Annotated in this window: 14 protein-coding genes and 1 pseudogene; 10 read left to right on the forward strand and 5 right to left on the reverse strand. The window is 62.9% G+C overall.

From position 1 onward, the window contains the following. Positions 1–120 (reverse strand): annotated as a pseudogene (locus E5W70_RS23035) (N-(5'-phosphoribosyl)anthranilate isomerase); the annotation flags it as partial. A 165-nt stretch (positions 121–285) separates the two neighbouring features. On the opposite strand from E5W70_RS23035, the gene E5W70_RS23040 reads away from it, so the two are divergent. Continuing rightward, the gene (locus E5W70_RS23040; protein ID WP_292662791.1) at positions 286–504 is read left to right on the forward strand and encodes a hypothetical protein; all 219 of its coding nucleotides are present in this window, start codon (positions 286–288) and stop codon (positions 502–504) included. 8 nt (positions 505–512) lie between these two features. Here E5W70_RS23040 and E5W70_RS23045 read toward each other — a convergent pair whose 3' ends face one another. The 4 genes from E5W70_RS23045 to E5W70_RS23060 form a co-directional block, all read right to left on the reverse strand. After that, on the reverse strand, positions 513–1,271 hold the full coding sequence (locus tag E5W70_RS23045; RefSeq protein WP_292662793.1) for a M48 family metallopeptidase: 759 nt from the start codon (positions 1,269–1,271) through the stop codon (positions 513–515). A gap of 97 nt (positions 1,272–1,368) precedes the next feature. Then, positions 1,369–1,839, reverse strand: coding sequence for a DUF2852 domain-containing protein (locus E5W70_RS23050; RefSeq protein WP_292662795.1), 471 nt, complete (start codon positions 1,837–1,839; stop codon positions 1,369–1,371). A 116-nt stretch (positions 1,840–1,955) separates the two neighbouring features. Continuing rightward, complete coding sequence (locus E5W70_RS23055) at positions 1,956–3,098, reverse strand: benzoate/H(+) symporter BenE family transporter (RefSeq protein WP_292662796.1); 1,143 nt, start codon at positions 3,096–3,098, stop codon at positions 1,956–1,958. Between the two features lie 4 nt (positions 3,099–3,102). After that, positions 3,103–3,873 (reverse strand): alpha/beta hydrolase, encoded by a 771-nt coding sequence (locus E5W70_RS23060; RefSeq protein ID WP_292662798.1) that lies wholly within the window; start codon positions 3,871–3,873, stop codon positions 3,103–3,105. Positions 3,874–4,104: 231 nt separating this feature from the next. Between E5W70_RS23060 and E5W70_RS23065 the strand changes: the two genes are divergently transcribed. The 9 genes from E5W70_RS23065 to E5W70_RS23105 all read left to right on the forward strand — a co-directional run bounded on the left by E5W70_RS23065 (position 4,105) and on the right by E5W70_RS23105 (position 11,577). Beyond that, on the forward strand, positions 4,105–4,341 hold the full coding sequence (locus E5W70_RS23065; RefSeq protein WP_292662800.1) for a DUF1778 domain-containing protein: 237 nt from the start codon (positions 4,105–4,107) through the stop codon (positions 4,339–4,341). 5 nt (positions 4,342–4,346) lie between these two features. Beyond that, a complete protein-coding gene (locus E5W70_RS23070) occupies positions 4,347–4,850 on the forward strand; it encodes a GNAT family N-acetyltransferase (protein WP_292662802.1) in 504 nt (167 codons plus the stop codon). 175 nt (positions 4,851–5,025) lie between these two features. Continuing rightward, complete coding sequence (infC, locus tag E5W70_RS23075) at positions 5,026–5,562, forward strand: translation initiation factor IF-3 (protein WP_023677573.1); 537 nt, start codon at positions 5,026–5,028, stop codon at positions 5,560–5,562. Between the two features lie 201 nt (positions 5,563–5,763). Continuing rightward, positions 5,764–6,405, forward strand: a complete 642-nt coding sequence (locus tag E5W70_RS23080; RefSeq protein WP_292662804.1) for an isoprenylcysteine carboxylmethyltransferase family protein — start codon at positions 5,764–5,766, stop codon at positions 6,403–6,405. Between the two features lie 191 nt (positions 6,406–6,596). Next, positions 6,597–6,800, forward strand: coding sequence for a 50S ribosomal protein L35 (gene rpmI, locus E5W70_RS23085; RefSeq protein WP_006201248.1), 204 nt, complete (start codon positions 6,597–6,599; stop codon positions 6,798–6,800). 38 nt (positions 6,801–6,838) lie between these two features. Further along, positions 6,839–7,240: a 50S ribosomal protein L20 gene (rplT, locus tag E5W70_RS23090; RefSeq protein WP_006201247.1), complete on the forward strand. Its 402-nt coding sequence runs from the start codon at positions 6,839–6,841 to the stop codon at positions 7,238–7,240. Between the two features lie 96 nt (positions 7,241–7,336). Then, complete coding sequence (gene pheS / locus E5W70_RS23095) at positions 7,337–8,422, forward strand: phenylalanine--tRNA ligase subunit alpha (protein WP_292662807.1); 1,086 nt, start codon at positions 7,337–7,339, stop codon at positions 8,420–8,422. Positions 8,423–8,528: 106 nt separating this feature from the next. After that, positions 8,529–10,937 carry a phenylalanine--tRNA ligase subunit beta gene (gene pheT, locus E5W70_RS23100; RefSeq protein WP_292662809.1) on the forward strand — a complete coding sequence of 803 codons (2,409 nt, stop codon included), beginning with the start codon at positions 8,529–8,531 and terminating at the stop codon, positions 10,935–10,937. Positions 10,938–10,974: 37 nt separating this feature from the next. Further along, a complete protein-coding gene (locus tag E5W70_RS23105) occupies positions 10,975–11,577 on the forward strand; it encodes a nucleotidyltransferase family protein (RefSeq protein ID WP_292662811.1) in 603 nt (200 codons plus the stop codon). The last annotated feature ends 85 nt before the right edge of the window (positions 11,578–11,662 follow it).

Raw genomic sequence — 11,662 nt, forward strand, 5'->3', positions numbered from 1 at the left:
CCCGACATAGCGCGGGCTTTTGGCAAAGAAAATGAAGCCGACATGGCTGGCGCCGCCGGCCAATGCCGCGGCCAGTGCCTTGTCGGTCTTCAACCCGCATATCTTGATGTCGAGCGCCATGGCGCGGGATTGGCACGAAACGGCAAAAGAGTCGAGAAAAAGCATCCTGTTTGCCGCCAGCGCGGAACGCGCTACCTTGCTAATGTAAGAGCGGAACGCGCTACCTTGCTAATATAAGAGCGCAACGCGCTACTTGCTCAGGCACAAAGGCGGGAGAACAAAGACATGCCGGAAAAGACCGTCGCGGAACTCAGGCAAAAGCTGGCACAGGCCCATGAGGTCATCGCTCATTTGATGGACAAGGCCGCTTTCAACGGCGCCGAGGCGCACCGGGCGCTGGCCTATTTCGGCAACGAGACCTTCGAGAAGGATTTTCTGCCTTGGCCGCGCCATGTCGATGAGGGGTTGCGGCCGGAGGAGTTGAACGCCGCCAACGACGATTGATCGGACAACTACTCGAACGTGATCGCCTGCAGCGCGCCGCCATTGCGCTTGAGCCAGTCCTTGCAGCGGTCAGTGTCCGGGCAAAGCTGCTCGCATAATTTCCAGAATTTCGGGCCGTGGTTCATCTCCTTGAGATGCGCCACTTCATGCGCGACGAGGTAGTTTATCACCGGCCGCGGCGCCATCATGATGCGCCAGGAAAACGACAGATTGCCGTCCGACGTGCACGACCCCCAGCGGCTCGACGTATCCTTGAAGCGGATCGCCTTGGCGCGCTTGCCAACCGCAGCACTGTGTTTGGTCACCAGCGCCTCGATCTCGCGCTTGGCCTCGCGCTTCAGGAAATCGGCGATGCGGCGCGGCAGATGCACGCGTTCGCCATGCACGATCATCAGCGGCCCGCGCTCGTCGCGCGACAGCGTGACGGTGCCGCGTTTCGACGGTTCATGGACGATGCGATGCGGCACGCCGCGCATCGGTATCTTGATGCCGGGCCGCACTTGCGGCCGATTAGGCACTTTGGCCAGCCTTTGCTCCAGCCAGTCCTGATGGCGGTCGAGGAATTTTTCGACCTCGCCGCGGCGCAGCCCCGGCGGCACGGTAATGCGCAGGCCGCGGCCGCCGGAATCGATGCGCAGCGTCAGGCGCCGCGCCCGGTCGTTCTCGACGATCTTGAGCGGCAGAGTGCGGCCGGCAACACAATGCTCGCGCTCCACGACGGGCGTGGGCTTGGGTTTCGTCGGGGTGCGAAAGAAGCCGAAGGACATTCCGGGACGATACGTGATTCGAGGGAAACGACTAGAACAAAAAAGAAACGGCGCCGCTGACGCGACGCCGTTGGATTATCTATCTGCGCACGGGACCTTACTCGTCGAGCAGGCCTGGCGTGCCGCTGGATTTGTTGTTCGTCGTCGACCCGGTGGTGGGTGACGTCGACTTGTTGCGGTTGGCCATGAAGCGGTCGAACTCGTCCTGGTCCTTGGCGCGGCGCAATTCGCGGGCATATTCGTCGAACTCGCTCAGCATCTCGTCGAGCTTGCGGCGTTCCTCGGCAAGCCGCTCGAGTTCCTTTTCGCGCCAGTCGTCGAAAGCGACGTTGCCGGTGCGGGCGGAGCCATGGCCCCAGCGCGCGGCCTTGTCGGAACCGCGGCGGCAGCCGGCGAAGATGCCGTCGGTGGCGCGGTTGACGTCACGCTTGAAGCCGTCGAGCCGATCGCCCCAGATGATGTAGGCGAGCATGGCTAAGCCGAGCGGCCAGAACACCATGAACCCGATCACCATCAACGCGATCGTCGCCGGCGTCCAGGCCGGACGGATCAATGCAGATGTGTTCATTTCTCCCAATCCTTCAGTTGGAGACAGCCAAATCCGGCTGCGTGGAATCGAAATGGGATGGAGAAAACGGCGATTCAAGACAGCGACCGCCAAAACCGGACAAGCGGCTGAAATGATTATCGCTTTTTGAGCTTTTCGAGGAAAAGCACGACCAATCCGGCGATCAGCCCCCAGAACGCCGCACCGACGCCGAACAGCGTCAGCCCTGATGCGGTGACGGCGAAGGTGACGGTGGCGGCCATCCGCTCGTCCTCGTCTTTCAAGGCGATTGACAGTGCATTGGCGAGCGGTGCCATCAGCGCCAGGCCGGCGACCAGCGCGATCAGGCTCTGCGGCAATACGGCGAAGATCGCCACGAGCGAGGCGCCGAACAGGGCAAAGACGAGATAGGCCAGCGCGTAGAACGGCCCGGTCTTCCAGCGCTCGGCCGGATCGGGATGCACGTCGGGCCCGGTGCAGATCGCCGCCGAGATCGCCGCCAGATTGGTGGTCGAGGCGCCGAACGGCGCCGTCAGCAGCGAGAACAGGCCGGTGACGCCGATCAGCGGCCCTGGTTCGGGATGATAGCCGGCTGCCCTCAGCACGGCGAGGCCGGACAGGTTCTGCGAGGCCATGGTGACGAGATAGAGCGGCAAAGCGAGGCCGATGATCGCGGTGGCGGTGAACTGCGGCATCACCAGCGTCAAGCTCGAGAGTTCCGGTGCCGGCAGACCGCCGACGCGGCCGGTGAGAAAGGCGGCGAGACCGCCGCCGATCAGCACCAACAGCACCGACAGTGCCGGGTTGAACAGGCGGATGACGAAGAACGCCGCAACCAGCGGCAGGATCAGCCACGGGTCGACGGGAACGGTTTTCACCGCATTGATGGCGAAGGTGACGACGATGCCGGCCAGCATTCCGGACGCGACCGAAGCCGGTATTCTGGCGATCAGCTTGGTCAAGGGCCCGAACAGGCCTGTGGTGACCAGCAGGACCGCGGTGACGATGAAGGCGCCAACCGCCTCTCCCATCGAAAAGCCGGTCGATGCGGCGATCAGCGCCACGCCTGGCGTCGACCATGCGGTGATGACCGGCATTTTTGTGCGCCAGGACAGCCACAGGCTCTCGATCGCCATCGCCAGGCAAAGCGCCGTCACCCAGCTTGCGGTCTCGACCTGCGTTGCGCCGACCGCCTTGGCGGCGGCAATGACGATGGCCAGCGTACCGCCGAAGCCGACGATCGCCGCCACAAAGGCGGACACCGGAATGGAAATGCGCATATTTCTATCCCGCCTGCCGCACCATCGCGTCCACCGCCCGCACCAGCATGTCGAGATCCTGAGGCCGCGACAGGCGGTGGTCGCCGTCGGGGATGAGCGACAGCGTGACGTCGTCGGCAGGCAGCAGGCTGACCAGCTTCAGCGCATGGCTCGACGGCACGTCGGGATCGGCCAGCCCTTGCAGGATATGGACCGGGCAGTGCGTGTCGATCGGCCCGGTCATCACCCGGTTGTTGCGGCCGTCCTCGATCAGTGCGCGCGTGTAGATGTACGGTTCGGCGGAATAGTCCGATGGCTCTTCGAAAAAGCCCTTTTTCCTGAGGCCGCGCTTCTGCGCCCCGGTCAGCACCGGCTCCACCAGGTCGAACGTGAAATCGGGCGCCGGGGCCAGCAGCACAAGGCCGGCGACGCTGTTCTCGCCCGCCTTGCGCAATTCCTGCAGCATGCGCAGCGCGATCCAGGCGCCCATCGACGAGCCGACCAGGATCTGCCTGCCCTGGGTGAAGCGACGGTAAACGGCCAGGCTCTCGCCCAGCCATTTCGAGATGGTGCCGTCGGCAAAGGCGCCGCCTGACTCGCCGTGGCCGGAATAATCGTGGCGCAGGAAGGCGCGGCCTTCCCCGAGCGCCCATTCCGACAGGGCTTCGGCCTTGGTGCCCAGCATGTCGGATTTGTAGCCGCCCAGCCAGACGATGCCGGGCTCGGCACCTGCCGCATGCCTGACGGCGATGCTCGTCCCGTCGACGTCCAGGAAGACCGGGGTGATGACGCTCATGGTGTATTCCCTCACGCCGGTCTTTTGGCACAAGCGGGGGTTCAACGAAAAGTGCTCTGCAGTGTCTTTAGCTTGGTGCAGGGGCGCTTATCTGTCTTCGCGTTCCCATTCGACACGGCGGCCGCTTGCTCAATGTATTGCGTATCGCGTTACACACCCCTATATGTCTTTGACCGCCGAGGAAGCCGCGCAATGTCCGCCCTATCACCGAGAAAAGAGACGCCCGTATCGATGCGGTTCCGCAACGATGATCTTGCGATCATAGATCGTGGCGCAGACCTGCTCGGCCTTTCGAGAACGGAATTCATGCGGCGCGCCGCAATTCAGGAGGCGCAAACCGCCATTCTGAACGAAACCGTCATCCGGCTCTCCCCAGGCGCTTTTCAGGACTTCGTGCAGGCGATCAGCGCGAGGCCTGCTCCCATTCCACCCAAGGTCGCCGAGCGCCTGCGACGCAAGAGCAGCTGAATCGGGTGGCGCTGTCTGGTGTCGAACTCCTCTCGGACAGACATCGCTTGGAAGGGTTCGAATGCGGCAAGCCCGCACTTGACCATTGGCTGGCGAACTTCGCCCGTTCGAATCACGCGCGTGGCTTTACTCGGGTCCTTGTGGTTCACGATGCTGGTCAGGTGATCGGCTACTATGGCTTGGCTCCGACTGTGATCGAGCCCAACACCGCTCCACGTGCCATCCGAACGGGGCGCGCGCCGGATCCAATTCCCTGTTTGCTAATCGGCCAGCTGGCTGTAGACCGCCGCCATGCCGGCCGGGGGATAGGCTCGGCGCTTGTGAAGGACGCCTTGCAACGGTGTATCGCCGGTGCGGCAATCGTCGCAGGCCGCGCCGTCATTGTTCGCGCCATTGATGGTGAGGCCGAGACATTCTGGCAAAGCTGGGGGTTCATCCCGGCGCGCGATAACCCTTCGGTTCTGATGCGCTCGCTTGACGATATTCGTGCCTGGCTCTCCGGCTACTGACCATCGTTCATGCGTAGCTGGGTTTGTTTGCCGCCTTGGTCTTGCTCTTCTCATCGAGCAGGTGATTTCCTGAGAATGCTGTGCTATTGACTCCGACCGCGCGCTCACCACATTGCGCGTTCGCAATTCTGAACTGAAGAACCCCTTAACGAAACGGCTCAAGGAGACCACGACCATTCGCAGACCTTTCAAAGCAGCGGCGCCCACCAAGGAAGGCCCGCGCTCCAACCGTGATATCCGGGTTCCCCGGGTCCAGCTAATCGACGCCGAAGGCCAGAACCGCGGCGATGTCTCCATCAACGATGCATTGCTGCTCGCCGAAGAGGCTGGGCTCGATCTGGTCGAGATATCGCCCAATGCAGTGCCGCCCGTCGTAAAGATCCTCGATCTCGGCAAGCTGAAATACGCCAACCAGAAGAAGGCGGCCGAGGCGCGCAAGAACCAGAAGGTCATCGAGATCAAGGAGATCAAGATGCGCCCGAACATCGACAGCCACGACTATGAGACCAAGATGAAGGCCGTCCGGCGCTTTTTCGAGGAAGGCGACAAGGTCAAGCTGACGCTGCGCTTCCGCGGTCGCGAGATGGCGCATATGGAACTCGGCATGCAGCTTCTGAACAAGGTTCGCGAGGAAGTGGCGCCCATCGCCAAGGTCGAAGCCGAACCGAAGCTCGAAGGCCGCCAGATGATGATGGTGCTGGCGCCCCGCTAAGGCGCGTTGCGCTTTAGTTCTGTTTTGTGCATGTCGTTGTCCCAAAACCGCTGCGCACTTTTGGGCGACATGCATTAAATCCGCCTGAATCATGTTGCAAGGCGTCCCGGCGATCGGCGGGGCGCCTGTTTCTTGTCCAGACGCTGCGATCGCCGGCGAGCGCAAAGACGCTCTGGTTCCCTCGACGATCGGATTCCCGACATGGTCAATGACGTCAAGCATTCGGAAGCCAAATATGGGCTGGGCAGCTACCAGCACACGCGCAGGATGGTGCTTGCCGTCGTCGTCGTCGTCCTGTTCGCGATGCTTTTGTTCGGGCAGTCGGTTTTTCCGCCCGATACGCCAGTGCATGAGACGATCGAAATGATCGGCGTCGTGCTGATCTTTCTCGGCATCGTCGGGCGCTTGTGGTCGACGCTCTATATCGGCGGTCGCAAATCCTCCGAAGTGGTGACCGGCGGACCCTATTCGATCACCCGCAACCCGCTCTATGTCTTCTCTACTTTAGCTGCCGCCGGTGTCGGCGCACAGATCGGCTCCTTCACCGCCACGATCGGCTTTGGAGCGCTCTGCGCGGGTGCCTTTTACATCGTTATCCTGCGCGAGGAGAAATTCCTCAAGGAGGTTCTCGGCGCGCCATACCAGGCCTACCTGGCGAAAGTGCCGCGCTTTTTCCCGAAGCTGTCGCTGTATCAGGAAGGCGACACCGGCGGCTTCAAGCCGCGCCTGCTGCGAACCACGCTGCTGGACGGTCTAGTCTTCCTGGTTGCCTTGCCGGCTTTCGAACTGATCGACGGCGCCCAGCAGTCCGGCATATTGCCGGTGCTGTTCCGTTTCCCCTGAGTGCTGTGTTGCCGAGTACAGCGGTGCTGAGCACGGGGTGTTGCGCGCGCCCCCGCTTTGACGTATAGGACCGCCGTTCCCAAAAAACCGCCCGGCAGGGCATGCCGTGGCGGTTTCATTTGCTTTTCGGGCTTTGGTCGGCCTGAAGCGAACAAAAAGCGCATTGGTGCGCATATAAACGGAGTAGCAAAATGCCCAAGATGAAGACCAAATCGGCCGCCAAGAAGCGGTTCAAGATCACAGGTACGGGTAAAGTTCTGTCGGCTGCGGCCGGCAAGCGTCACGGCATGATCAAGCGTTCCAACAAGTTCATTCGAAATGCCCGCGGCACGATGGTTCTGGCTGAACCGGATGGCAAGAAGGTCATCAAGAATTTTCTGCCGAACGGCCTCTAGGGCATTCGGTCTGGACAGCGTTTTAAGGAGATCATGACATGGCACGCGTAAAGAGAGGCGTCACCTCGCACGCCAAGCACAAGAAGGTCCTGAAAGCCGCCAAGGGTTTTTACGGCCGTCGCAAGAACACCATCCGCATCGCCAAGCAGGCGGTGGAAAAGTCGCTGCAGTACGCCTATCGCGACCGCAAGAACCGCAAGCGTTCGTTCCGCGCGCTGTGGATCCAGCGCATCAATGCGGCGACGCATGAGCATGGCCTGACCTATGGCCGCTTCATCGACGGTCTCAACAAGGCCGGCATCGAGATCGACCGTAAGATCCTGTCGGATATGGCCATCCACGAGCCGCAGGCCTTCGCCGCACTCGTGGCCAAGGCCAAGGTTGCACTCGAATACCTCAAGAACACCACGCCGAATGCTTTTGAAAGCGCTGTCGCTTAAGACCAGCGCTTCCCAAGCTATTCGACACTTGATTTGGGAAACCCGCGCTGGCAGGGCTGGCGCGGGTTTTTCTTTGCTTCCAATCGGATCTGGAACATGAGTGACATGGAAACTCTCGAAAATTCCCTGATGGCCGAGATTGCCTCGGCCGCCGATGAGCAGGCGATCGAGGCGGTGCGTGTCTCGGCCCTCGGCAAGAAGGGCTCGGTTTCCGAGATGCTGAAGACACTCGGCTCGATGAGCGCCGAGGAGCGACAGGTCAAAGGCCCGGCAATCAACGGCCTCAAGAACCGCGTCACCGAGGCGCTTTCGGCGCGCCGCGCTGAGCTGAAAGATGTGGCGATCACGGCACGGCTTGCCGCCGAGACGGTCGACGTCAGCTTGCCGGTCAGGCAATCGCCGGCCGAGCGCGGCCGCATCCATCCAATCAGCCAGGTTATCGACGAGATCGCGGCGATCTTCGGCGATCTCGGCTTTGCCATCGCCGAAGGTCCGGACATCGAGACCGACTATTACAATTTCACCTCGCTGAACTTCCCGGAAGGCCACCCGGCGCGCGAGATGCACGACACCTTCTTCTTCCAGCCGGATGCGCAGGGCGAGCGCAAGCTTTTGCGCACCCACACCTCGCCGGTGCAGATCCGCACCATGGAGATGCAGAAGCCGCCGATCCGCATCGTCATTCCTGGCAAGACCTACCGGCAGGATTCCGATGCCACCCACTCGCCGATGTTCCATCAGGTCGAGGGGTTGGTGATCGACAAATCGGCCAATGTCGCCAACATGAAATGGGTGCTGGAGGAGTTCTGCAAAGCCTTCTTCGAAGTGCCGAGCGTCAAGATGCGCTTCCGGCCGTCCTTCTTCCCGTTCACCGAGCCCAGCCTCGAGGTCGACATCCAGTGCGACCGTTCGCGGCCGGGCGAGGTGCGCTTCGGTGAAGGCTCCGACTGGATGGAGATCCTCGGCTGCGGCATGGTCCACCCCAATGTGCTCCGTTACGGCGGGCTCGATCCCGACGAATACCAGGGCTTTGCCTGGGGCATGGGCATCGACCGCATCGCCATGCTGAAATACGGCATGCCGGATCTGCGCGCCTTCTTCGACGCGGATGTGCGCTGGCTGTCGCATTACGGTTTTAGGCCGCTCGACATGCCGACGCTGTTCGGGGGCTTGAGCGCGTGACAACCGGGCCGCAGCAAATCCGCGGGCAGCTCGCCTTCCTGCACATGTCCGACGCGCGGCCGCATAGCTTCAAGTGCAGCGTGCCCAGACAAGACGGAACACAGTCATGAAACTTACCCTCTCCTGGCTCAAGGATCATCTCGAGACCGACGCCTCGCTGGCGGAAATCGTCGAGCGTCTCACCTCGATCGGCCTTGAGGTCGAGCATGTCGACGACCGGGCGAGCCTGGCCCCCTTCGTCATCGCCAAGGTGGTGACGGCGGTCCAGCATCCCGACGCCGACCGGCTTCGCGTGCTGACCGTCGACACCGGCGACGGCAAGCCGCCTGTGCAGGTCGTGTGTGGAGCGCCGAACGCCCGCGCGGGCCTGATTGGCGCCTTTGCAGCGCCCGGAACCTATATCCCCGGCATCGACGTGACGCTGACCGTCGGCAAGATCCGCGGCGTTGAAAGCCACGGCATGATGTGCTCCGAGCGCGAACTCGAACTGTCCGAAGAGCATGACGGCATCATCGACCTGCCGGCCGATGCGCCGGTCGGCACCAGTTTCGCCGCCTATGCCCATCTCGACGACGCGGTGATCGAGATCAATCTGACGCCGAACCGGCCCGACGCGACCAGTGTCCATGGCATCGCCCGCGATCTGGCGGCGAGCGGGCTCGGCACGCTGAAGAGCGCGCCGATAGAGCCGATCCCCGGCAAGGGCGAGACGCCGGTAAAGGTGACGATCGAAGCGCCGGAGCTCTGTCCCGGCTTTGCGCTGCGCCTGGTGCGCGGCGTCAAGAACGGACCGTCGCCGAAATGGCTGCAGCAAAGGCTTCTCGCCATCGGCTTGAGGCCGATCAGCGCGCTCGTCGATATCACCAATTACGTCACCTTCGACCGCGGCCGGCCGCTGCATGTTTTTGACGCTGGCAAGGTCACCGGCAATCTCACCGTGCGCCGGGCACGCGACGGCGAAAAGGTGCTGGCGCTCGACGGCCGCGAATACACGCTGACGCCGGAGATGTGCGTCATCGCCGACCAGGACGGCATCGAATCGATCGCCGGCATCATGGGCGGCGAGCATTCCGGCTGCGACGAGAACACCACCGACGTGCTGATCGAGTCGGCGCTTTGGGACCCGATCGCCACCGCCCGCACCGGCCGCACGCTCGGCATCATCACCGATGCACGCTACCGCTTCGAGCGTGGCGTCGACCCGGAAATGATGGTTCCCGGCCTGGAGCTGGCGACGAAGCTGGTGCTCGATTTCTGCGGCGGCACGCCGGCGCAAACCGAGGTCGTCGGCTATGCCGGCCATCGGCCGAAGATCGTCTCGTTCCCATTGTCGGAAGTGAAGCGGCTGACCGGTATCGAAGTGCCGCGCTCGACGAGCCTCGACATTCTAGCCCGCCTCGGCTTCAAGCCGGAGGGCGCCGGCGACGTCGTCAATGTGGTGGTCCCGTCCTGGCGGCCGGATGTCGACGGCAAGGCCGACCTGGTCGAGGAGGTCATGCGCATCCACGGCGTCGACAACATCGCGCCGCAGCCGCTCGGTTCTCATGATGCGGTCAACGCCAAGATCCTGACTGTGCTGCAGATCCGCACCCGCGCCGCCAAGCGGGCACTTGCCGTGCGCGGCATGATGGAGGCCGTCACCTGGTCGTTCATTCCGGCAAAACACGCCGAATTGTTCGGCGGCGGCCAGCAGGCGCTGAAGCTTGCCAACCCGATCGCCGCCGATATGTCCGACATGCGGCCGTCGCTGCTGCCGGGGCTGATTGCGGCGGCGCAGCGTAATGCCGACAAGGGCATCGGCGATGTCGCGCTGTTCGAAGTGTCGGGCACCTACGAGGGCGATGGCGCCGACCAGCAGCGGCGTGTTGCCGCCGGCGTGCGGCGCGGCACCGCCAAGCTCGAGGGCTCCAGCCGCCATTGGGCCGGCAACGCCGGCGCCGTCGGCGTCTTCGATGCCAAGGCCGATGCGATCGCAGCACTCGAAGCCTGCGGCGCGCCGGTCGAGCGGCTGCAGATCGAGGCCGGCGGCCCGGCCTGGTATCATCCCGGCCGCTCCGGCACGATCAAACTCGGGCCGAAGGTCGTGCTTGGCACATTCGGCGAATTCCACCCGAAGACGCTGGAAGGGCTGGACGTCTCCGGCCCGCTCTGCGGTTTCGAAGTGTTCATTGATGCGGTGCCCGAGCCGAAGGCCAAGTCGACGCGGACAAAGCCGAGGCTGGATCTGTCCGCCTTCCAGGCGGTCAAGCGCGATTTCGCCTTCGTCGTCGACAAGGCGGTCGAAGCCGGCACACTCGTTCGCGCTGCTCTTGCCGCCGACAGGAAGCTGATTTCCGGCGTCTCGGTGTTCGACGTTTTCGAGGGTGCAGCGCTCGGCGCGGCGAAGAAATCGATCGCCATCGAAGTGTCGATCCAGCCGGTCGAAAAGACGCTGACCGACGAGGATTTCGAGGCGCTGGCCAAGCGCATCGTCGAGAATGTCGGCAAGCAGACCGGCGGCGTGCTGCGCGGCTGAGCTTGCGGACACATGGCGAATCGCCCTCCAAAGGGCGATGAACCATTTGCGCTATTCGGGGCTGCCCTTCGAGGAACAGCGTGCAGCCTTTCTCGATATCGTCTCAACCGATCCGCTGGTCGGCGAGACGCTGTCGCGGGTACGGGTGCTGGGCCTACCCGACTGGCTGGTCGTGTCCGGTGCGCTTTACAACAGCGTCTGGAATCATCTGACGGGCAAGCCCTCGGGGTACGGCATCAGGGATGTCGACCTGTTCTATTTCGATGAGAGCGATCTGTCCTACGAGGCCGAGGACACGGTCATCCGCCGGGCGGCGGAGCATTTCGAAGGGCTGGCGTTGCCGGTCGAAGTGCGCAATCAGGCGCGGGTGCATCTGTGGTTTGAGGCGCGCTTTGGCGGTTCCTATCCCAGACTGTCGTCGTCCGCCGAGGCGCTTTGCTATTTCGCTTCGAAAACCCATGCGGTCGGCGTTAGAGTCGGCACAGATGGGCAACTCGCGCTCGTGGCGCCGTTCGGGCTCGACGACATCTTCTCGTTTCGAATTACGCCGAACCGGGCACTGGACAATCGGCAGACGCACGAGACGAAGGGCGCTCGCGCAAGGGAGAACTGGCCGGAGATCAGTGTCGTGCCTTGGTAGGAAATGTCGGCGCGAGGCACCCCCCTCTGTCCTGCCGGACATCTCCCCCTCAAGGGGGGAGATCGGCAGCTTCGCCGTCCTACCC

This window comes from Mesorhizobium sp. (assembly GCF_005063415.1).
Classification (GTDB): Bacteria; Pseudomonadota; Alphaproteobacteria; order Rhizobiales; family Rhizobiaceae; genus Mesorhizobium.

Coding starts and splice junctions, on each gene's coding strand:
- E5W70_RS23040 (WP_292662791.1), top strand. CDS start 286: ATGCCGGAAAAGACCGTCGCGGAACTCAGGCAAAAGCTGGCACAGGCC.
- E5W70_RS23045 (WP_292662793.1), bottom strand. CDS start 1,271: ATGTCCTTCGGCTTCTTTCGCACCCCGACGAAACCCAAGCCCACGCCC.
- E5W70_RS23050 (WP_292662795.1), bottom strand. CDS start 1,839: ATGAACACATCTGCATTGATCCGTCCGGCCTGGACGCCGGCGACGATC.
- E5W70_RS23055 (WP_292662796.1), bottom strand. CDS start 3,098: ATGCGCATTTCCATTCCGGTGTCCGCCTTTGTGGCGGCGATCGTCGGC.
- E5W70_RS23060 (WP_292662798.1), bottom strand. CDS start 3,873: ATGAGCGTCATCACCCCGGTCTTCCTGGACGTCGACGGGACGAGCATC.
- E5W70_RS23065 (WP_292662800.1), top strand. CDS start 4,105: ATGCGGTTCCGCAACGATGATCTTGCGATCATAGATCGTGGCGCAGAC.
- E5W70_RS23080 (WP_292662804.1), top strand. CDS start 5,764: ATGGTCAATGACGTCAAGCATTCGGAAGCCAAATATGGGCTGGGCAGC.
- rpmI (WP_006201248.1), top strand. CDS start 6,597: ATGCCCAAGATGAAGACCAAATCGGCCGCCAAGAAGCGGTTCAAGATC.
- rplT (WP_006201247.1), top strand. CDS start 6,839: ATGGCACGCGTAAAGAGAGGCGTCACCTCGCACGCCAAGCACAAGAAG.
- pheS (WP_292662807.1), top strand. CDS start 7,337: ATGAGTGACATGGAAACTCTCGAAAATTCCCTGATGGCCGAGATTGCC.
- pheT (WP_292662809.1), top strand. CDS start 8,529: ATGAAACTTACCCTCTCCTGGCTCAAGGATCATCTCGAGACCGACGCC.
- E5W70_RS23105 (WP_292662811.1), top strand. CDS start 10,975: ATGAACCATTTGCGCTATTCGGGGCTGCCCTTCGAGGAACAGCGTGCA.